The 19,836-nt window shown below is 69.9% G+C and carries 17 protein-coding genes and 1 pseudogene; 10 read left to right on the forward strand and 8 right to left on the reverse strand.

Features of this window, described 5'->3' with window-relative positions; all coding sequences use genetic code 11:
- Positions 1-73 precede the first annotated feature (73 nt).
- From ACZ5XS_RS23790 to ACZ5XS_RS23800, 3 genes are all read right to left on the reverse strand, one after another.
- Positions 74-1,552 carry an MFS transporter gene (locus ACZ5XS_RS23790; RefSeq protein WP_468654369.1) on the reverse strand — a complete coding sequence of 493 codons (1,479 nt, stop codon included), beginning with the start codon at positions 1,550-1,552 and terminating at the stop codon, positions 74-76.
- Between the two features lie 596 nt (positions 1,553-2,148).
- The gene (locus ACZ5XS_RS23795; protein WP_468654371.1) at positions 2,149-3,189 is read right to left on the reverse strand and encodes a PP2C family protein-serine/threonine phosphatase; all 1,041 of its coding nucleotides are present in this window, start codon (positions 3,187-3,189) and stop codon (positions 2,149-2,151) included.
- 274 nt (positions 3,190-3,463) lie between these two features.
- On the reverse strand, positions 3,464-3,856 hold the full coding sequence (locus tag ACZ5XS_RS23800) for a hypothetical protein (RefSeq protein ID WP_468654373.1): 393 nt from the start codon (positions 3,854-3,856) through the stop codon (positions 3,464-3,466).
- 401 nt (positions 3,857-4,257) lie between these two features.
- On the opposite strand from ACZ5XS_RS23800, the gene ACZ5XS_RS23805 reads away from it, so the two are divergent.
- The 4 genes and pseudogenes from ACZ5XS_RS23805 (at position 4,258) to ACZ5XS_RS23820 (ending at position 6,515) form a co-directional block, all read left to right on the forward strand.
- Positions 4,258-5,109, forward strand: a complete 852-nt coding sequence (locus ACZ5XS_RS23805) for an NAD(P)H-binding protein (RefSeq protein ID WP_468654375.1) — start codon at positions 4,258-4,260, stop codon at positions 5,107-5,109.
- Between the two features lie 88 nt (positions 5,110-5,197).
- Positions 5,198-5,612, forward strand: a pseudogene (locus tag ACZ5XS_RS23810) (excinuclease ABC subunit UvrA); the annotation flags it as partial.
- A gap of 227 nt (positions 5,613-5,839) precedes the next feature.
- A complete protein-coding gene (locus ACZ5XS_RS23815; RefSeq protein WP_468654608.1) occupies positions 5,840-6,376 on the forward strand; it encodes a GtrA domain-containing protein in 537 nt (178 codons plus the stop codon).
- Positions 6,354-6,515, forward strand: coding sequence for a hypothetical protein (locus tag ACZ5XS_RS23820; protein ID WP_468654377.1), 162 nt, complete (start codon positions 6,354-6,356; stop codon positions 6,513-6,515). The genes ACZ5XS_RS23815 and ACZ5XS_RS23820 overlap by 23 nt, the downstream gene beginning before the upstream one ends.
- 152 nt (positions 6,516-6,667) lie before the next feature.
- Here the strand turns inward: ACZ5XS_RS23820 and ACZ5XS_RS23825 are convergent, their stop codons facing one another.
- Positions 6,668-7,252 (reverse strand): TetR/AcrR family transcriptional regulator, encoded by a 585-nt coding sequence (locus ACZ5XS_RS23825; RefSeq protein ID WP_468654379.1) that lies wholly within the window; start codon positions 7,250-7,252, stop codon positions 6,668-6,670.
- Positions 7,253-7,333: 81 nt separating this feature from the next.
- On the opposite strand from ACZ5XS_RS23825, the gene ACZ5XS_RS23830 reads away from it, so the two are divergent.
- Complete coding sequence (locus tag ACZ5XS_RS23830; protein ID WP_468654381.1) at positions 7,334-8,518, forward strand: FAD-dependent monooxygenase; 1,185 nt, start codon at positions 7,334-7,336, stop codon at positions 8,516-8,518.
- 285 nt (positions 8,519-8,803) lie between these two features.
- The gene (locus ACZ5XS_RS23835) at positions 8,804-10,018 is read left to right on the forward strand and encodes an outer membrane protein assembly factor BamB family protein (protein ID WP_468654383.1); all 1,215 of its coding nucleotides are present in this window, start codon (positions 8,804-8,806) and stop codon (positions 10,016-10,018) included.
- Between the two features lie 215 nt (positions 10,019-10,233).
- Here the strand turns inward: ACZ5XS_RS23835 and ACZ5XS_RS23840 are convergent, their stop codons facing one another.
- The 3 genes from ACZ5XS_RS23840 to ACZ5XS_RS23850 all read right to left on the reverse strand — a co-directional run bounded on the left by ACZ5XS_RS23840 (position 10,234) and on the right by ACZ5XS_RS23850 (position 13,585).
- The gene (locus ACZ5XS_RS23840; protein WP_468654385.1) at positions 10,234-11,271 is read right to left on the reverse strand and encodes an HpcH/HpaI aldolase/citrate lyase family protein; all 1,038 of its coding nucleotides are present in this window, start codon (positions 11,269-11,271) and stop codon (positions 10,234-10,236) included.
- Positions 11,261-12,478: a CaiB/BaiF CoA transferase family protein gene (locus ACZ5XS_RS23845; protein WP_468654387.1), complete on the reverse strand. Its 1,218-nt coding sequence runs from the start codon at positions 12,476-12,478 to the stop codon at positions 11,261-11,263. The genes ACZ5XS_RS23840 and ACZ5XS_RS23845 overlap by 11 nt, the downstream gene beginning before the upstream one ends.
- 180 nt (positions 12,479-12,658) lie before the next feature.
- On the reverse strand, positions 12,659-13,585 hold the full coding sequence (locus tag ACZ5XS_RS23850) for a LysR substrate-binding domain-containing protein (RefSeq protein WP_468654389.1): 927 nt from the start codon (positions 13,583-13,585) through the stop codon (positions 12,659-12,661).
- A gap of 181 nt (positions 13,586-13,766) precedes the next feature.
- On the opposite strand from ACZ5XS_RS23850, the gene ACZ5XS_RS23855 reads away from it, so the two are divergent.
- From ACZ5XS_RS23855 to ACZ5XS_RS23865, 3 genes are all read left to right on the forward strand, one after another.
- A complete protein-coding gene (locus tag ACZ5XS_RS23855) occupies positions 13,767-15,206 on the forward strand; it encodes a CitMHS family transporter (protein WP_468654391.1) in 1,440 nt (479 codons plus the stop codon).
- Positions 15,207-15,393: 187 nt separating this feature from the next.
- Positions 15,394-16,788: a phospholipase gene (locus ACZ5XS_RS23860; RefSeq protein WP_468654393.1), complete on the forward strand. Its 1,395-nt coding sequence runs from the start codon at positions 15,394-15,396 to the stop codon at positions 16,786-16,788.
- A gap of 202 nt (positions 16,789-16,990) precedes the next feature.
- Positions 16,991-18,262: a poly(ethylene terephthalate) hydrolase family protein gene (locus ACZ5XS_RS23865; RefSeq protein WP_468654395.1), complete on the forward strand. Its 1,272-nt coding sequence runs from the start codon at positions 16,991-16,993 to the stop codon at positions 18,260-18,262.
- Positions 18,263-18,547: 285 nt separating this feature from the next.
- Here the strand turns inward: ACZ5XS_RS23865 and ACZ5XS_RS23870 are convergent, their stop codons facing one another.
- Entirely contained in the window at positions 18,548-19,126 is a 579-nt protein-coding gene (locus ACZ5XS_RS23870) for a TetR/AcrR family transcriptional regulator (protein WP_468654397.1), read from the reverse strand.
- Positions 19,127-19,217: 91 nt separating this feature from the next.
- Here ACZ5XS_RS23870 and ACZ5XS_RS23875 point away from each other — a divergent pair, with 91 nt between their 5' ends.
- A complete protein-coding gene (locus ACZ5XS_RS23875; protein WP_468654399.1) occupies positions 19,218-19,664 on the forward strand; it encodes an anthrone oxygenase family protein in 447 nt (148 codons plus the stop codon).
- Positions 19,665-19,836: the final 172 nt, after the last annotated feature.

Genomic DNA, 19,836 nt, shown 5'->3' on the forward strand with positions numbered 1-19,836 from the left:
GGCGGCCGCGGTGTCGCTCATGCGCGGTGGTGGCCATGAGTGCTTCCGTGTCCGCATGGGCGGGGCGGCGGGTTCAGGCGTCGACGACCGGCGTGGCGGCCGACGCGGCCTGGTTGAAGCGCGGCAGGGCGAGAGCGCCGACCGCGAGCAGGGCGACGATGCCCATCTGCACGTACTCGACTGCGGCGAACGCGTGGGAGACGTTGTGCGGCGCGAGGGCCAGATAGAGCGTGCCGAGGGTGGCCACGCCCAGGGCGAGTCCGCTCTGCTGCAAGGTGATCAGCACGCCGCTGCCGATACCGGCCAGGTGGGTGGGAACGTCGGCGAGCACGCTGCGGAACAGGCCGGCGAACAGCATCGACTGTCCGGCACCGACCAGGGCGAGCGGTACGGCCATCGACCACAGGCTGACGTGCGGCCAGCCTTGGAGCACGATCGTCACCAGTGCGGCCAGACCCACGAGTTGGACGACGGCGCCGGCGGACAGCGCCCCCCGGCCGAACCGGGTGATCAGGCGGGGCGCGATGAGCGAACCGGCGAAGAAGAACAGGGCCATCGGCAGGATGGCCAGGCCGCTGTGGAGCGCGTCGGCGTGCAGGCCGTCCTGGACGGTGAGGGCGAAGACGAACATGAAGGCGCCGAAGCCGATGCTGAAGGCGAACACCATGGCCAGGCCGCGTGACATCGAGGGCAGCCGCAGCAGGGACGGCGGCAGCAGCGGTACGTCGCCGCGCCGCTCGGTGCGCTTCTCCACGACGTAGGTGACGGCACCCAGGACGACGGCGACGGCGAGCAGCACCCAGGTCCACCAGGGCCAGCCCAGCGAGTGCCCCTCGGTGAGCGGCACCAGCAGCGCGGTCAAAGTGCTGGCGAACAGGACGGTGCCGGGCAGATCGATGCCGACAGGGTGCTGCGAGCGGGTGTCGGGCACCAGCCTGGCCGCCAGCAGGAGCACGACCGCGCCGATGGGCACGTTCACCAGGAAGATCGGGCGCCAGGAGGTGCCGGCGATGTCGGCGCTGACCAGCAGGCCGCCCACCAGCTGTCCGACCACGGCGGCGATGCCGGAGGTCGCCCCGTACAGGGCCACCGCACGAGCCTTGCGCTCACCTTCGAGGACGTGGTGGAAGGTCGCCAGCACCTGGGGGATGAGCAGGGCGGCGGTGGCGCCCTGGGCGATGCGGGCTCCGATGAGCGCGCTCACGTTCGGGGCGACTCCGCAGGCCAGGGAGGCGAGCACGAAGCCGACGAGCGCCCCGAGGAAGATCCGGCGGCGGCCGTAGCGGTCGCCCAGCCGGCCGCCGAGGACCAGCAGAGTCGCGTACGCGACGCCGTATCCGGCGATCACCAGCTCCAGGGAGGACGCGGACGCGTGGAGCGAAGCGTCGATGCTGGGCAGGGCCACGTTGGTGATGAAGAAGTCCATGATCGGCAGGAACGCGCCGGCCAGCAGGATGAGCACGCCCATCGGATGCAGGCCGCCTGCGCGGGCCGTGGCACGGGGCGAGAGCGCGCTCGCCCCGGTATGCCGGGAGGAGGTGGTGGTCGTCATGACAGCTCCCAGGAAGGGGATATTATGACTTCATAACTATGAAGTCATAAGGAGTATGCGCTCATAACTACTTACTGGCAAACCCGTACTCGGGAGCGGCGAGGGAGGACCGAACGCACCAGACGGATCCGGCCGCAGGACCGGACGGCGAACAGGGACAGCCCAGCCTGCGGACCTCGGACTGATCATCAGCCGCGAGATCCAGTTGCGCGGCTGCACCGGCGAGCGGGCCGTCCAGCTGTGCCCGTCCGAGGGCATGGTGATGCGCTACCCGCGGCGCGAGCCTCCGCCTCGACCAGCCGCATCGTCACCACCACCGGACTGCAGCGCACCCATCTGTCCAACAGTCTGGGCGGGTTGGAACGCAAGGGCCTCGTCGGACGACGCGCCGCCCCGGGGGGCGGCCGCGGCGTGACCGCCCACACCACCGGACTCGGCCGGGCCAAGCGGAGCAACCGCACGAGCCTGACCACCGCCGTCTCAGCGGCCGGCCAGGACTGCACCAGCACGGGAGGCAGGACCCGGACCACCACCTACGACAGCGCCGACCGCATCGCCTGTGAACCGTGGCGGTGTTCTGCCCGGACGGAGAGCGTTCAGTCAGTCCTGCGGACGACCAGCGCGGTGATGTCGTCCCGGTGTTTGCCGGCGGTGTGGCGGTTCAGGTCCTTCGTCAGGTGGTCGGCGACTTCCCAGGGGGAGATGTTCGCCCAGGCCCCCATGCGCTCTTCGAGGGGATAGAAGGCACCGGCGGCACTGCGGGCCTCGGTGACGCCGTCGCTGCAGCTGAGGAGGGTGGCGCCCGGTGGGAAGGGAAACCAGGCGACGGTCCTGGGCTCGTGGGAGAGGTCAGCAAGACCAAGTGGTACGCCCGGGTCGCCGAGCTGCACAGGGGCGACCGGTCCGGCCTTCAGCAGGTAGGGCGGCGGATGGCCGCAGTTGACGGCCTGCGTTTCCGTCGAGGCGTCGATGCCCAGGACGAGCGCGGTGACGAATCGCTCGGGTTCGCCGGTCTGCTGGGCAAAGGCGTTGTGCCGCACTACGGCCTGTTCCAGGTCATTCACGAGCGCGGTCAGGGTCGGCTCGCGCAGCGCGGCCTCGCGGAAAGCGCCGAGCATGGCGAAGGCCGCTCCGATCGCCGGCAAACCCTTGCCCTGGACATCGCCGAAGAGCAGCCGCGTGCCGTACGGCGAGGCCACCGCCTCGTAGACGTCTCCTCCCACCAGCCTGTCCGCCTCCACCGGCAGGTACACACCGTCGACGATCACCCGGTCGGTGAGGATCGGCAGGGACCGCAGCATCTGCCGCTGGAGAGCGACAGCCGTGGACCGGACCCGCAGCAGCTCCTCCTCCCGCCGAATCCGCCAGTGGCAGGTCACCACGCAGAGCACACCGAGCACGAAAGCCAGAACCATGAAGATCGCGAAGTCGTACGACGAGGGGAGTGGTCGGTAGATCAGAACCGCGGTGATGACGATCAGCACCCAGACCACCGCGTAGACGGTCTGGCGTACCGTGCCGACCGCCGCCGGGAACGCGGGAAGCAGCATCAGCAGGGGGATGAGCCGCACCGTGCGGTCATCGATCATCAACTCCGGCAGCACAATCGGTACGGTCGCTGCGACCACATAGGCCATTGGCGCCTTGACGGCGCCTCTGGGAGCCGACTCCACATCGTTCGCGGTACGTGACCTCAGAGGAGCGCCGGGCGCACGGGCGGCCACACGCCGACGAATCACCTCTTCAGACTCCCGCGGTCCGCCCGCCGCCGCAAAACCGCGGGTGTCATGTCGCCCCGCCGCGAAGAAACGGCTGCTGCGCAAAGCTGGTGCCGGCGCGGGACAGCTGCCGATGGACGGCAACCAGTGCACCGACGCTGCTGAAGCCGCTGCCTTCGGCCTTTCGTGTGTCCTACCAGTATGTGGCCGGTCCCGTGACGACCCAGCCGGCATCGGTGGGCCTGACCCAGAAGCCCAATGCCACCTCGATCGTCTGCGCGCGGTAGGTGATCTCAACGTTGACATGGCTGCCGGTGTGGCCCCAGTGGAAGTCCCCGAGATCGAGTTCGCCGAGCCAGGACAGGTCCTGCTCCCACTCGTCGGCAGCAGGGCTGCCGCTCGCCTCGTCCTCATCGGCGCTCGGTCCGACGGAACCGGTCCACAGCGACTTGAGAACATGCCGGACCGGGTAGTGATCGATGAGTTGTTCGGCCTCAGGCCTCCTCCCGGCTCGGAGCAGGCTGAAGTAGCGGCGAACGACCGCTTCGACGTCGGTCTTGGCGGGGCGCTCCCTCCAGATTTCCACTGCGAGATCATACGATCTCGCCGGCAGCGGGATCCCGCTACTCAGCTGATCATCGTCTCAAGAAGGACCTCCGCCCTCTCTGGCCGGAGGAGTCCTGGTCCGACGTGGAGGTCGACGTACAACGGTCCATCAGCCGCGATCAAGGCGAGTCCCTCGGTCGCGTAGCCGATCCAACTCCCGCAACGGCAACGCCACCTCGTGGGCGGTCGCGTAGATCTGGTGGCTGCGGCTCCCGGTCAGTTCGACCGTGCCCAGTGTGTGTTTCCTTGCAGTTGGCGTTCTTGGATCCTCGGTTGGCCTGTGACTCTCGGTGGCGGCCGCTCCGGCCGGGTGACTCTTGACCTGAACCTTGGTTGATGTACGAGAGTCGTGTCATCGAACGGCGAGACGAGGAGGTTCCGATGACACAGCCCAGGATCCTGGTGACCGGCGCGACGGGAAAGGTCGGCGGCGCGGTGGTGACCCAACTGCAGGCGGCGGGCGTGCCCGTGCGGGCGCTGGTGAGAGGGGAGGCGGACTTCCCGGAGGGTGTGCAGGCGGTACGCGGCGATCTCGGTGATCCCGCGTCGCTGGAGACCGCTCTGGAGGGCGTCGATTCGGTTTTCCTGGTGTGGCCGTTCCTGAGCGCCGAGGGCGCGTCGGACGTGATCGACGCTATCGGGAAGCGCGCCCGACGGCTGGTGTACCTGTCATCCGCCGGGGTCGGGAGCCAGGAGGAGATGCCCGGTGAGGCGATCACCATGTTCCACACGGAGTTGGAACAGCTGATCGAGGCATCAGGTCTGGAGTGGACGGCGCTGCGGCCCACCGGGTTCGCGAGCAACACGCTGGGCTGGGCGAAGGAGGTCCGCACGACCGGTGCGGTACGCGCGCCGCTGGCAAGACTGGCCCGCCCGCTGATCCACGAGGCGGACATCGCTTCGGTCGCCGTTCAGGCGCTGACGACCGACGCCCTGCTCGGCGCACGCCCCCTGATCACCGGCCCCGAACTGATCACCCAGGAACGGCAGGTGGCGCTGATCAGCGAGGCGATCGGGCGGCCGGTGCGGTTCGAGGAGGTCACACTGGACGAGGCCATCGAGCAGATGAAGGCCGCAGGCTACCCGGCAGAGCTGGTGGAGGCCGTGCTGCCGGCCCAGGCGAAAATGCTCGACAATCCGGAGCCGGTCAACGATGAGGTGGAGCGCATCACGGGCACCCCGGCCCGGTCGTTCCGGGAGTGGGCGGTGGACCACGCGGCGGACTTCCGCTGAGAGGGACGTCAATACGTTGACATGGACGACGGAAGCGCCGAAGCACCGGCTTTCGGCTGCGTCGCCCACACGCTTGATGTCGAGGTAGGGCGCTCTGCTCGCGGGCCAGGCGGCCACCACCCTGTCCGGCGGTGAGGCGCAGCGCGTCAAGCTCGCCGCCGAATTCCAGCGCCGCGCCCGCGGGCTCGCCGCCGAACTCCAGCGCCGCACCCGTGGAAGCACCCTCTACGTACTCGACGAACCCACCACCGGACTCGACGCCGCCCACGTCGACCGGCTGCTGACGGCACTGAGACGAAGGGTCGACGACGGCCACACGGTCCTCGTCATCGAGCACAACCTCGACGTGATCAAGTCGGTCGACTGGCTGATCGACATGGGACCGGAAGGCGGCCAGCGGGGCGGCGAGGTCATCGCCGAAGGCACCCCCTGAACAGATCGCGGCCGACGCCCGGTCGCACACTGGACGATTCCTCAACTCCCCGCTAGTCGGGCGTCCTTGACGGTAACGGTTCGAGCCGGCGGGCACGGCCGGCTCCGGGCGCTCACTCAACTCCGGTCGATTGAGCAGCTGATCACGGTCAAGGCGGGCGGTGGTGTGTCGCCGCACCGGTTTCACCACCGCCGGCACGGCTGAGAACTCTTTGAAACCGGGCTGAATGGGGGGTCGGTCACGCTCTGCGGCATGACGACGACGGCCTTGTCAGGGACAGCCCGGGAGGAGATCACCATGAACGGCCTGGGACTGATCCGTCGGCACGCGGCGGCCTTCGGTCGCTTCGCCGGGCTGGGCAGCGGGGTCACCCTGGCGGCCTCGGCAGCCCTGGTCCTGCTCGCGCAGTGGATCCCGTGGATGGTGGCGAACGCGCTGACCACCGTCGCCTCCACAGTGGTCGCCACGGAGCTGCACGCCCGCGTCTCGTTCGGCCACGGACGGCCCGGTCTGGCCGGCCACCTGAAGAGCGCGGCCACCATTGCCCTCGGTTGGCTGGTCACGTCCGCCGCGGTCGGCTCGCTGGCCGTGCTCCGTCCCGACTCCGGACTCGTCCTGCAGCAGACGGTGTACCTGTCGGCCACCGCGCTCGTCGGGATCGGCCGCTATCTCGTCCTGCGTCTGATGGTGTTTGCGGAGCGCGCCCCGCGGCCCCGGACCGGCGGCGGCGCCCGGTCGCGGGCTGCGGGCGACGTGGCGGTCCGCCCCGCGACTGCGCGTTCTGCCGGTCATTCACGACGGCCCGCCGGTCATGATCGTCTGCGAATGGCCTGACGACCTCGCGATCCTGCCGCGCGCCGACGAACACGGCTGCCACGGCTGCATCGACGGCTTCCTCCACCAGAGTCGCTGGGAGCGGTCCGGCGAAGTCGCCGACCAGGTCGGCCGGAACGCGGGTGAGGGGCGGTGGTGACAGCCGTACCCACAGTTCCCGCCGCCGTTTCCAGATGTCGGGCACAGACTGGACAGTCGCCGGCTGACGCCCTCGTTGCTCAGACGGAGTCGGGCCGCTGCCGCCAGAGAGATTGGCGCCCGCGATCGAGGTGCCCATGACCGCTTCCTCGGTCAGGTGGAAAGCGCGGCCTTCAGCATTCGCCGTACCACTGCGGTCAGCTCGGTCGCATCGGGCAGTGGGCGGGTCGTGGCCAGCGCGCCGGCGAGCCAGTCGTACAGCAGGCCGTCGGTCCAGGCGACGAGCAGATCCGCTGCCGGCTCCGGACGGGGAGCCCCGAGAGCTGCCAGCAGGGCCGCGGCCTTGGACCGTGCGCTGAGGCCGGCGGTCCGCAGGTCGGCACGCAGCTCCGGTCGGCGGGTCGCCTCCAGGCTCAGTTCGAAGCGGGCGAGCTGGCGGTCGCGCGCCGCCGTCAGCCAGTGGTGCAGCAGTGCGGCCAGCATGCCTGCTGCGGAGTCCAGGTCCAGGCGCCCGTGGTCCGCTTCCCAGCGATCCGCGTCGGCGACCGAGAGCGCGGCCAGGCGGAGATAGCAGGCGCTGATCAGGGCGCTGCGGGTGCGGAAGTAGTACGACGTGCTGCCGGCCGGCAGGCCCGCGGCGGCGTCGACCGCGCGATGGGTCAGGCCGCGCAGCCCGGCGGTCGCGACGGTGCTGATGGCGGCATCGGCGATCAGTTCCCGGCGGTCAGGGGTGGACATGCCCGCACTCTACAGATGTAGAGTGCGGGCATGTCGCCTCTACAGATGTAGAGGTGGTGGGGATGGGGGGGGGCGGTCGACATGGGTGTTCGTCATGCCGTGGTGGCCGGAGGCGGAATCGGGGGCCTGACCGCGGCGGTGGGCCTGAGCCGCCGCGGCTGGCGCGTCACCGTGTGCGAACGGGCCTCCGTACTCACGGGCATCGGCGCCGGCATCGTGCTCGCCCCGAACGCGTTGCGCGCCCTGGATTCGATCGGCCTGGGTCCCGCTCTGTGCGCGGGTGACGCCCTGCCCGGTCAGGTCGGACTGCGTACGCCCGACGGCACTTGGCTGAGTCGATCCGACGACGGCGCGGTGTCCGCCCGCTATGGGCTCTCCCCGCACGCCGTGCACCGCGGCTTCCTGATCGACACTCTCGTGGCCGCCCTGCCGGCCGACGTCGTACGTCTCGGCGTGTCAGTGGCCGGCCTGGAGGACGCGGGGGACACCGTGACCGTGCGTACGTCGGCAGGCGACCTGCGGGCCGACGTCGTACTCGCGGCGGACGGCATGCGCAGCGTGCTCCGCGGACAACTCTTCCCGGCTCACCGCGGGCTGCGTCACGCCGGTGAAGCCGGATGGCGAGCGGTGCTTCCCGGCACCGGCCTGCCTGCCCAGCAGGCTGCCGAAACCTGGGGGCGAGGCGAGCGGTTCGGCGTCGTTCCACTCACCGACGGACGTATCTACGTCTACGCCACCGCCGTATCCGACCCCGGTGCGAGACCGGCCGACCATCACGAAGAGCTGACCCGGCGCTTCGGCGCGTGGCACGATCCGATACCCGCACTGCTGGACCGGCTCAACCAGCGGAACCCGGACCCGGTGGCCATACTCCACCACGACTTCCACGAACTGGCCGCGCCCCTGCCCCGGATGCACGTCGGCCGGGTGGCCCTGCTCGGCGACGCCGCCCACGCGATGACCCCCAACATGGGACAAGGTGGCTGCCAGGCCATTGAGGACGCCGTTGTCGCGGCGCACCTCCTGGCGCAAGCCGACGACGTGCCAGCCGCGCTCGCCGCCTACACGAAGGCCAGGCACACGCGGACCACCCGGATCAGCCGCCGCTCACGGCGCATCGGTGAACTCGCCCGGTTCTCCCACCCGCTTGCCGTGTCCATCCGGAACCTGGCCGTACGAGCCACGCCTCAGGCCTTGTCGCTGAGAGCCCTGGACACGGTCCTGGACTGGCAACCACCATCCGCCGCCTTCAACGTCACCGAATAACGGCGGCCCCATCCACTCCGGGCCGTCCGTGGCCGGCTGACGCGCTGGGTCACGCCGCAATGCGACCGGCGGGCATGGTCGACGAACCCCGCACGCAGGCGGTGCATCTGGAGAGAGCCAAATGCCTTTCAGGCAAAGGGAGTTACCTCGAGCATCCTGGGTAATCGAAGCGGCGGTCGGGGCACCGGCCGACTCCACCCACTCCGCCCGCGTGGACGGAGTGACGACCCAAGAGGGGGGCTCATGGGCAGCACTGCGAGGCGAGTGTGGACCAGATCGGGCTGTGTGACGGCGACAGTTCTGGCGGTCCTGGCCGTCGGCGTCGGTCCGGGAGGCGCGGCGACCCCGGGACCCGCATCCGTCACGGCGAGTACGGAACCGGCGGACGCGACGCTGGGGTACCGCGCCAACGCCCGCCACGACAGTTTCGTCGCCCAGGCGACGGCGGCCCCGCCGTTCACCAAGCTCTGGTCGGTCGACCTCGGCTCGGCCGTCTCCGCGCCGGTGGCGATCGGCGGGCGGGTCTTCGTGGTGGTCAACGCGGTGGGCGAGGAGGAGACCGGTGGCCCACGCATGGAACTCGTGGGTCTGGACGCGGCCACCGGCAAGAGACTGTGGCCCCAGCGCCTGATCGCCGACAACGATCCCAAGGCCACCCTGGCCTACGGCGGCGGGCTGCTCTTCACCCAGACCGGCCGAGGCGTGGTGACAGCCTGGGACCCCGCGACGGGCGTGCAGCGCTGGTCTCGCAGCATCGGCTCCGGCATCTGCGAGTATCCGCCCACCTGGTACGACGGCGTCCTGTACACGCAGGACGGCCGCGGCACGGCGATGGCGCTGCGTGCCGTTGACGGAGCGGAGCTCTGGCGGGCTCCGCTCGTCGACTGGGGAATGTCGCCGGTGGTCGTCGACGACCTAGGGGTGTGGTTCGGCTTCGACAACTACTCCTACCAGCTGCTGGACCGGGGCACTGGCCGGGAACTGCGGCGTTACGACGTACCCGACCTCACCGCGCTCGGCGGCAACCCGATCGTGCGGGGCGCCGGAGCGCTGTGGCTGCGCAGCAAGGCCGCCGACGACGAGCGGACCGTGGCCTACGACCAGCACACCGGCGCCGTCCTGCGCTCCTTCCCCGCCGACGCCACCCCCGCGTTCGGTCCGGGCCGGGTCTACGTGACCTACCGCGGCACCGTGAAGGCGATCAACACGACGACGTACACGACAGCCTGGAGTTACCGCAGCCCGCGCCAGGCAGCCACCGTCCGCCTCGTCGCCGGCGGCCATGTGTACGTCCAGGACGGTGACGGCCGCCTCGTGGTGCTGAACGAGCGCACCGGCGCCGTCGTCTGGTCCCACCGGCTGTGGGCCGAGCCACATCCGCAGGAGAACGTGATCGCGGAGGAGGACTGGGCGGGCTGGGTCAACCCCGGCATCGCGACCACTCGCGGCCGGGTGTTCACGCCCGGGCAGAACGGCGTCCTGATCGCCTTCGGGAACTGACCGCGCAGCCGCACCGCGGAGGTCCGCGCCGACCGCTTCGGCGCGGGGGAGCACCAGCCACCCAAGTACCCGCCCCACGGCCCATCGCTTGGGTGGCTGGGGTGGGATCCCTGGTCGGCACGGCAGGGCCCTCGGCGACGACGGCAGCACCATCGCCCGTCCCCGGCCCGTGCCAATTGAAGGGGCCGGCCCCGGCGACACCCGCCAGCCGGCGGTCAGATCGAGCGAGGGCGAGTGTCCATCAGGGGACCCTGAGCGTCGCTGGCCCGCGGCCTCGACGCCGAACTCGTGCGGGCCACGCGAACCCGCGCTCCGTGTCGTTCGAGCATCAGGCGGGCCGTACGGGCCATGGCCTCGTCGACCATCTCACCTTGGAAGGTCACGGCGCCCGTCCCTTCTCTCTGTGCCGACTCGACCGCCGCGATCAGCTCTGCGCTACGGGCGAGTTCGGCGGAGCTGGGGGAGAACACCTCGTTGATCACGGGGACATGGGAGGGGTGAATCGCCATCATGCCCTCGTAGCCGAGGGAGCGGTTCTGTTCGGCGAAGGCACGCAGTCCGGGCAGGTCACCGATGCGCGTCCACAGTCCGCTGACCGGGCACGGCACTCCGGCTGCCCTGGCGTCCAGCAGTACGCGGGAGCGCAGTGCCACCGTTTCGGTTCCCTCAGGGCTCCAGCGGTAGCCGACGGCACGTTCCACGTCACCGCCGGGGGTGCTGAGCGCACCCAAGTAGGCGATACGCGCGGCGGCTCGGCCGATGTCGTAGGCCTCGCGCAGGCCGCGCGCGGTCTCCAGCAGGGGAACCAGCGCGATCCGCCCCAGCGGCAGGCCCTGTTCCTGTTCGCACCAGGCCAGCAGCCGGTCGGCAAGCTTCACGTCCTGCGCGGAGCGGACCTTGGGGAGGACGACACCGGCGAGACCGGGCCGTACGACCGCCCGCAGTTCCTCGGCCCCCGCCCAGTCGTCCAGCGGGTTGACCCGGACGAACAGCGCCATCCGTCCCGTCTGCTCGGCCGACGTGGCGGCGGCCCGTGCGACGGCGGCGGCCACCTGCGCGCGGGCGGCGAGCCTGCCCGCGGCGGGCACCGCGTCCTCCAGGTCGAGGATGGCCGCGTCGGCGCCCGCCGCCCGGGCCTTGGGCAGCCAGTCTGTTCTGGTGCCGGGGACGAAGAGCAGGGAGCGCAGCGGGGGCCGGTCGACCACTCCCGCGTCGACCTCGCCAGGGCTCCTGGAAGACTCCTCAGATGACATCGCTCTTCTCCAGGTCTGCCAGCTCTTCCGCGCTGAGCCCGAGCCACTGCCCGTAGACCAGGTGGTTGTCCTGTCCAAGGGCGGGCCCCGTCCGCCAGACCCGCCCGGGGCGCTGCCGGAAATGCGGGATCACCGCCTGCATACGCACCGGACCGAGATCGGGGTCATCGACGGTGACGATGTCTTCGCGTTCGGCGTACACGGGGTCGGCGGCGATGTCCGCGGCGTCGAACACCCGCGAGGCCACGACTTCGGCACGGGCGAACTCCTCCAGGCACTCGCCGGTGTCGCGCTCGGCCACCCAGTTCCGCAGGTTGTCGTCCAACTGTTCGCGTCGGTCGTACTGTTGCTGTGCCGTGGTGAACTCCTTCTCGGGGAGTCCCAGCAGGCGGGCGATGTTGCGGACCGATCGCAGCGTCGCGGAGGTCACCGTGATCCACTCGCCGTCGCGGGAGCGGTAGGTGTTGATCACGGCTGCCGGGGCGACCGCCAGCTGGTTTCCGGAGCGTTCGGGTACTCGTCCCAACTGGTCGTGGACGATGACCTGCCACTCGACCAGCCGGAACAGGGACTCGAAGAGAGCGAGGTCGATCCACTCGCCGTCGAAGCCGGGGTCGTGGTCGCGGCGGTGGAGGGCGGCGAGGACGGCGTAGGCGCCCATCAGGCCGGTCACGGCGTCGCCGTGCGAGAAGCCGGTGTGGACGGGCGGGCCGTCGGGAAAGCCGGTCAGGTGGACTACTCCGCTGCGCGCCTCACCCACCTTGCCGAAGCCGGGGGCGTCCGCCTGTGACGAGGTGGCGCCGAAGCCGGAGATCTGCAACAGCACGGCCCGGGGGTTGATCCGGTGCACGGAGTCCCAGTCGAGTCCCCAGCTGCGCAGGCGTCCTGCGCGCAGGGTGACGATGACGACGTCCGCCCAGGCGACGAGCCGGTGGGCGACGAGCCGGCCGGCCTCGTGGTGCAGATCGAGGGTGACCGAGCGTTTGTTGCGGCCGGCGACCTTGAACCACAGGGGAACACCGTCACGTTGGGGCCCCATGGCGCGGGCCGCGTCTCCGGCGCCGGGGGGCTCCACGTGGACGACGTCGGCCCCTTGGTCGGCGAGCATCGAGCCCGCCAGCGGACCGGCCACCACATGGGCGAACTCGACCACCTTCAGTCCGTGCAACTGCCCGCTTCCGGTGGTGTTCCGCTCGTCGTCCGACACCGCTGAGCTCCCTTGCCCTGCCGTTCCGCGTGGGTCCCCGACAGCGTCGTCCGCGTTGGCGCGGCACGGCCGTCGCCGTTGTCCTCAGACTGCCGGAGCGAAGAAATGCCTGTCGAGCAACAGAAGGCCATGAATCAATGCGAAAAACGCATGAATGTGCGGAGGGGTCGGTACGGGGCCTCAAGCCCACGCGACCCCGGGTGGAAGTGGATGCCCCTGGCGGCGGAACTCTTCGAGCGTCTCCAGGAACCGCTCCGTCACGCTCGGGAGCGTTCGCCGAGCGCGCAGCGCGATGTCCAGGCGCCGGTCCACCACGGGGTCCACCAGCGGACGGCAGGCGACGGGCCCGGCACCCATCAGCGGGAGCACGAGGGCGGGCATCGCCGACACCCCGAGGCCGGCGGTCACCAGTCCCCCCACGGTCGCGATACTGCCCGCCTCGGCCGCCGGTACGGCGTGGGCGTCGATCTGGGCGAACGCCGCGTCGGTGAGCCGGCGCACGCTCGAGTCGCGCCCGACGGCCAGGAACGGCTGACGGGCCAGGTCGTCCCAGGCGATCTCGTGGCGGTCGGCCAGCGGGTGGCCTTCCGGCAGCACCGCGACGAAACGGTCCCTGACCAGGGGGCGGTGCTCCAACTGCTCCGGCGGATTACCGATGGTGGTGATCGCGAAGTCGGCGTCGCCGGAGAGGACCCGGTCCAGTACCGACCGTTCCAGGCCGTCGAGGAGTCGTACCGCCACCTGTGGCCGCCGCTCGCGGAAGTCGGAGATCACGTGCGGCAGGAGCACCGCGGCAACCGAGGGGAGGGTGGCCACGGCGACCGTTCCCGACTCGCCGAGCAGGTATCGCCTGAGCTCCTTCATGCCTGCCCGGTGAGCGGTGACGATCTGTTCGGCGACACGCAGGGCCTCGACGCCCGCCGCGGTCAACTGCACGTTGCGGGTGTCTCGTTCGAGGAGTTGCACGCCGAGCTGTCGCTCCAGATCCGCGACCGCGCGGCTGAGTGAGGACTGGGACACGTGCATCTCAGCGGCGGCCGCGGTAAAGCTCGTGGCTCGGGCGACGGCTGCGTATGCCGCCAGTTGACGCAGGGTGGTGGCCTCCATGGCCGACGAGCATAGGGCTCGCCCGCCTGGATTGATGCGCTTATCGCATGGACAGATCTCGGTTTGATGCTGGACACCGATCCACCGGTGCTCCGAAACTCTCGCGTAACACCTCGGCCTGCCTCCCCCCGCCCAGCCCCGCCCGCCGCCGAGGGCCGTCCCCGAGAAAGCGAGCGCCGCCATGCTGGCAGCCCTGGGCTTCGCCACGATCGCCGTCCTCCTGCTGCTCACCATGACCAGACGCGCGTCGGTACTGGTCGCTCTGATCCTGCTTCCGGTGCTGGCGGCGCTCATCGGCGGATTCGCAGGCGATCTGGGCGAGTTCATTCTCGAGGGGCTGTCCAAGGTGGCCCCCACCGGCATCATGATCGCCTTCGCGGTCCTGTACTTCAGCCTGATGGTGGACGCCGGCCTCTTCGACCCGCTGATCCGCGGTCTGTTGCGGGTGGCACAGGGCGACCCGTTGCGGATCACCGTCGCCACGGCCGTCCTCACCCTGTGCGTGGCCCTGGACGGCGACGGCGCCTCCACCTTCCTCATCACCGTCTCCGCACTGCTGCCGGTCTATCAGAGGCTCGGGATGAACCCCCTGGTGCTGTCCGGAGTGGTCTGCCTCGGCGCGGGCGTGATGAACATGGTCCCCTGGGGTGGCCCGACCGTACGAGCCATGGCGGCACTGAAGCTGGACAGTTCCGAGGTCTTCACCCCCGTGCTGCCCGCCATGGGCTTCGGTGTCGCCTGGGTACTGGTGGCCTCCTACCTGCTCGGCCGCCGGGAACGCAACCGTCTTGCCGCGCTGTCCCCGCAGGGTCCGGTCACGGGCGTGCGCGGGGCCGAGGACGAGCGGGACGACCATGCCCCCGCCGCTTCGACGACGGTCACGGCGACCACGGAACGCGAGACGAGTCGGCACGCCACCTCTGCGACGGCTGACCGGGAGCGTCAGGCCCTCCGGGCTCCCGGGGACGGGCCCGGCACCGTCCGGGTCCCGCCGCTGCCGCGGACCTGGCTGAACATCTTCAATCTCCTGCTCACCGTCGCCCTCCTGGTCTGCCTCATCCAGGAAGTGCTGCCACTTCCCGTGCTGTTCGTCCTAGGGTTCGCGATCGCGGTGCTGGTCAACCACCCCACCTGGGAACAGCAACAGGCGCTGCTCGACAAGCACGCCAAGAGCGTGGTCCTGGTCACCACGATGATCTTCGCGGCCGGTGTCCTCACCGGGATCCTCACCGGCACCAGGATGATCGACGAGATGGCCGAGACGCTCGTCTCCGTCATCCCCGACTCCTTCGGCTCGCACCTGCCTGTCGCGGTGGCCGTCACCGGCATGCCGCTGAGCCTGGTCTTCACCCCGGATGCCTACTACTTCGGCGTCCTGCCCGTACTCGCCGAGACCGCGCAGGGCTTCGGCACGGACCCGGCCGAGATCGCCAGGGCCGCCATCCTCGGCCAGATGACCACGGGGTTCCCGCTCAGTCCGCTCACCGCGTCCACGTTCATCCTGGTCGGCATGAGCGGTGTGTCGCTCGGCGAACACCAGCGCTTCATCTTCCGCTGGGCCTTCGCCACCACCCTGGTCATGACCGCCGGCGCCCTGTTGACGGGTGCGTTCCCCCTGTGACCGGTGTTCCGTTCGAGGTCGAACCCACTGAGCGGAGTCCCGCCGGCCGCGGGCTCCCGGCAGCCACCGCACATGCCGCTCGGACTTACAACGCGCCGCCGGCTTCCGGGAGTCCGGAGGAGGGCGAACACCTCCACACACCCCAGACACCCGGTCCGGGTGCCCCACAAAACCGAGACGAGGACGCATGAGACGGATCACCAGGCGTACGGCGCTCGCAGCCACAGCGGGTGCGCTCGCGGCGCCGGCCGTGAGCACGGCAGCCGCCGCGGCCGCCGACACCACGACAGCCACATCACAAGGACGACAAGCGGCCTCCGGACTCAATCCGGTCCTGCGAACGGACCTCGTCACGCGGGTGACGCCGAGGAACAACTGGCTGGTGACAGCCGTCGCCCTCCAGTACTCGTATCCCATCGACCTACGCGGCGTGGTGGTCCCGCCCTCGGCCTTCCAGGTCAAGGCCACTGTGGGCGGACAAACGGCGGCTCGCACGGTGACCCGGGTCTACTCCAGCACCACCGCCGAAGTGGACGACCGATCTCACCCCGGACGGCCGGGGGACCGCCTGATCATCGAGCTCGACCCGAACGACTCCAACGCGCGGGCCGTCGGCACCGACCCCCTTCCGCTCGACCGCGCGTACTCCGTCAGACAAGCGGCGGACGTGCACACCCCGGAAGGCGCACCGGTACTCAAGGCCGGTCCGTTCGCGAGCCGGAACGACGACGTCATCACTCCCGTGGTCGACGACTTCGCCGCCGGCTCCCTCACCGACTCCGCAGGCTTCGAACTGGACTTCCGGCTGTACCGGCCCGAGGGGTACGTACGGAACCCGCAGACGCGCAAGCGGTACCCACTCGTCGTCACCCTGCATGGCGGTGGCGAAGTCGCGGACAACAACATGACCCAGCTCACCTCCAACCGGATCGCGGTCACGTTCGCCAAACCGGAACGACAGCGCCGCGACCCCGCGTTCGTCCTCGCTCCGCAAGTACCCCTGCCCCGTCCCATGGACGGACCCGACGGCACGGACTGGACCGACGCCAAGGTCCAGGCCGCTCTGATCGAACTCATCGACACCTTCGTGAGCGAGCACTCCCGAAACGTGGACACAGCCCGCGTCTACCTCGTCGGCCTGTCCTCGGGTGCGCGCGGTATCTACAGCCTGCTGGCGAAGCGACCCGACGGGTTCGCGGCTGCCCTTCCCACGGCCGGCTGGGGCGACGAGGCCACCATGGAGAGGATCAAGCACATCCCGATGTGGGCCGACCACTCCGTCGACGACCCGGTCGTCCCCTACCGGGAGGGCCGGTTCGGCAAGCCCGGCACCTGGACACTGATGAACGCGCTGGAGACCGCCGGTGCTCGGGTCAGCCGTGGGGAGTGGGCCAACGATCTGCCGAAGGCACAGTTCGAGGCCCGGTCCCGGGCGCTCCTACGGCAGGCCCGGGCCACGCGCAGTCACGTGCTGTTCACGAGCTACACGCCCGGAACGACACCGGTGAACCCACACCTGTCATGGGCCCAGACGTACGAGAACGACGTGGTCATCGACTGGCTCTTCGCACAGTCCCGGTAGCCGCCGCACGCGGTGTCCCTTCCTTTCCTTCCTTCTTTCCTTCTTCCGCACTGTGAGAGCCGGCGAATCCGGCACCCCTCACAGCGCGGGCGCACCTCGCTGTCCGGTTACCGCGCTCTCACCGCTTTCCGGAGGTAAACCAATGGACCCAACGAGCCGTTCAAGCAACACGACCGCGCCGTTACGGACCCGACCCCGTGCCGTGTCGGCGCTGATCTCTCTGGTCACCACCATCGGCTTGGCGCTGGCTCTGCTGACAGCCGCCGCCCCGCCGGCGGCCGCCGCCGACCTGCTGTCCCAGGGCAAACCCGCGACCTCCTCGTCCGCCGAGAACGCGTCCACTCCCGCGTCGGCGGCGGTGGACGGCAACACCGCGACGCGCTGGTCGAGCACGTTCAGCGATCCGCAGTGGCTGGAAGTCGATCTGGGCGCCACAGCCACCATCAGCCGAGTGGTGCTGCGCTGGGAGGCCGCGTACGCCCGCGCGTTCCAGATCCAGGCCTCCGACAACGGCACCGCCTGGACCACCATCTACTCGACCACGACCGGCACCGGCCGCGTGCAGAACCTCGACGTGAACGGCAACGGCCGGTACGTCCGCTTCCACGGCACCCAGCGCGGCACCGCCTACGGCTACTCGCTGTGGGAGTTCCAGGTGTACGGCTCCGGTGAGGGCACCCCTCCGGGCAACGGCATACCGGACCCGACGACCGCTTCCCTCGAGGCCGCCAACGGGCCGCTGACCACCGCCACCTACACCGTTCCCAGCCCGAGCGGGTACGGCTCAGGCACGGTCACCTACCCCACGAACAGTGGCTCCTACCCGGGAGTCGTACTGATGCCCGGCTATCAGGGCACACAGCAGAACCTGCAGTGGCTCGCACCCCGCCTCGCCTCCTGGGGCTTCGTCGTCATCAACGTCGGAACCCACACACTCACCGACGATCCCGCATCGCGCGGCCGCCAGATCACTGCCGCCGGTACCCAGCTGCTCGCACTCGGCAACTCCCCCGGCAACCCGATATCCGGGAAGCTCAACGGCACACTCGGCGCGGCCGGTCACTCGATGGGCGGCGGTGGCGTCATGGCGGCCCTCCGCGACGACCCGCGCTTCCGGGCGGGCGTGCCGACGGCCCCGTACTACCCGAACGCGAACTTCTCGGCAGTCACCGAGCCCACGCTCTTCCTGACCTGCCAAAGCGACCCCGTCGCCCACGGCGACAGTTACGCGGTGCCCTGGTACACCTCCATGTCCCAGGCCGAGAAGCTCTACATCGAGGTGCCAGGCGACCACCTGTGTCCGATGACGGGCTACGGCAACAAGGCCAAGCAGGGCAAGTGGATCGTGTCATTCCTCAGCCTCTGGCTGCGTGCCGACACCCGTTTCAGCCCGTTCCTGTGCGGTCCCGTGCGTGACGCCGACAGAAACGACACATCCCTGGTCACGCGCTGGATGGACACCTGCGCGTTCTGACCGGCCCGCTCGGAGCGCTCCGCGGCTCGCCGACGCAGCGCTCCGAGTCTGCTGCCCGAGCCGTCGATGCCCGTGCTCTGCACGGCGTCGCCGAAGTCCGCGGCGCCGGTCTCCACGGCGGCGTGGAGACCGGCAAAGACCGGGAGACCCTCCGCCGGCCTCTTGCGAGGCCTCGGAACCCCCGCCGCTCCCGGTTGCCGCCTTGGCGCCACTCACACCGGATCGACAGCGATCGCTCCGTGACCGTGAGCCTGGACGACGTCGCCGCGCACTTCACTTGGTGTGTCAGACCATGGAGAGCCGGTCCACCAGCAGCTCCACCCTGCGCTCGGTGTCCTCCGGCGGGAGCCGTCGCGCCCGGGTCAGGGTGGCCAGCCCGTGCAGGGCCGCCCAGAACGTCTCGGTGAACACTCCGGGGTGGACGCCGTCCCCGGCGACCTCGCCGAGACTCTCCAGCAGGGCGGCGAAGGCGTCCTTCAGCGGCTCCGGGGTGTCCTCCTGCGCGTACGCCAGGCCGCCGTCGAGCTGGAACAGGGCGTCGTAGACCGCCGGGTTGCGTGCGGCGAAGTCGAGGTAGGTGCGGGCGAGGGCGTACACCCGCTCGCGCGGGCCGTCTGCGGCGGCGGTCGCGGCGCGCACCGCCGCGGCCAGCTCGGCGGCGCCCTCGAGGGCGACGGCGCCGATGATCTCTCGCTTGCCGCGGAAATGGCTGTAGAGGACGGGCTGGCTGTATTCGATGCGCTCGGCGAGCCGGCGGGTGGTGACCGCGTCCCAGCCCTGCTGCTCGGCGAGTTCGCGGGCGGTGGCCACGATGAGGCGCTCGCGGCCCGCCCGCTCGCGCTCCTTGCGTTCCTGTACCGACATGATTCGATCCTAGCACTGCTAGACAATCGAGCGGCAGTAGTACTAGCGTTGCCTTGTCAGCTAGCAACGCTAGATTCCCGGAGGGGTCATCATGCTCAACGCACTCGAGGTCGTCACCACCGTGCTCGTCGGCGTGATGGTGGGGGTGGAGTTCTCCGTCGCCTTCGTCATGCACCCGATCCTCAACGCGCTCCCCGAGGACAGTGGGCAACTCGGCCATGCCCACGGGGGCCGGATGCTCGGCGCCGTGATGCCGGTCTGGTACATCGGCTCGCTCGCCCTTGTCGCGGTCTGGGCCGTCGCCGGATGGCACGACCGCGGCACCGGCCTCGTCGTCACCGCCGGCGCGCTGCTGCTCCTCAGTGTGGCCATGTCGATCCTGCTGCTCGTTCCGATCAACAACCGGAACAAGACCTGGACCCCTGACAACCGGCCCGCCGACTGGAAGCAGCAGATGCGCCGCTGGGAACGCTTCCACTACGTCCGCGTCGCTGTCATCATCGCCGCCTTCACCCTGCTGGTCGCCGCCCTCGCCTGAGCCCACGGGCCGACACCGCGCTGGGCGCACATCCCCACTCCCCTGGGAATGAGGGACCGAACCGGAGTCGTCCCCACCGCTACCAGCATCGACATCTGCTGTACGCCATTCGTACGTGACACGTACGGGATAGATACGCGATTCGTACGTTTCGTTGGCTAGGATGTCGCCC

It is taken from the genome of Streptomyces sp. NPDC033131 (assembly GCF_055578365.1).

Bases quoted from the DNA above. Each gene is read 5' to 3' on its own strand.
- ACZ5XS_RS23870 (WP_468654397.1), bottom strand. From the start codon at position 19,126: ATGTCGGTACAGGAACGCAAGGAGCGCGAGCGGGCGGGCCGCGAGCGC.
- ACZ5XS_RS23820 (WP_468654377.1), top strand. From the start codon at position 6,354: ATGATCGTCTGCGAATGGCCTGACGACCTCGCGATCCTGCCGCGCGCC.
- ACZ5XS_RS23790 (WP_468654369.1), bottom strand. From the start codon at position 1,552: ATGACGACCACCACCTCCTCCCGGCATACCGGGGCGAGCGCGCTCTCG.
- ACZ5XS_RS23840 (WP_468654385.1), bottom strand. From the start codon at position 11,271: ATGTCATCTGAGGAGTCTTCCAGGAGCCCTGGCGAGGTCGACGCGGGA.
- ACZ5XS_RS23825 (WP_468654379.1), bottom strand. From the start codon at position 7,252: ATGTCCACCCCTGACCGCCGGGAACTGATCGCCGATGCCGCCATCAGC.
- ACZ5XS_RS23805 (WP_468654375.1), top strand. From the start codon at position 4,258: ATGACACAGCCCAGGATCCTGGTGACCGGCGCGACGGGAAAGGTCGGC.
- ACZ5XS_RS23875 (WP_468654399.1), top strand. From the start codon at position 19,218: ATGCTCAACGCACTCGAGGTCGTCACCACCGTGCTCGTCGGCGTGATG.
- ACZ5XS_RS23830 (WP_468654381.1), top strand. From the start codon at position 7,334: ATGGGTGTTCGTCATGCCGTGGTGGCCGGAGGCGGAATCGGGGGCCTG.
- ACZ5XS_RS23815 (WP_468654608.1), top strand. From the start codon at position 5,840: ATGAACGGCCTGGGACTGATCCGTCGGCACGCGGCGGCCTTCGGTCGC.
- ACZ5XS_RS23795 (WP_468654371.1), bottom strand. From the start codon at position 3,189: ATGGCCTATGTGGTCGCAGCGACCGTACCGATTGTGCTGCCGGAGTTG.
- ACZ5XS_RS23855 (WP_468654391.1), top strand. From the start codon at position 13,767: ATGCTGGCAGCCCTGGGCTTCGCCACGATCGCCGTCCTCCTGCTGCTC.
- ACZ5XS_RS23850 (WP_468654389.1), bottom strand. From the start codon at position 13,585: ATGGAGGCCACCACCCTGCGTCAACTGGCGGCATACGCAGCCGTCGCC.
- ACZ5XS_RS23860 (WP_468654393.1), top strand. From the start codon at position 15,394: ATGAGACGGATCACCAGGCGTACGGCGCTCGCAGCCACAGCGGGTGCG.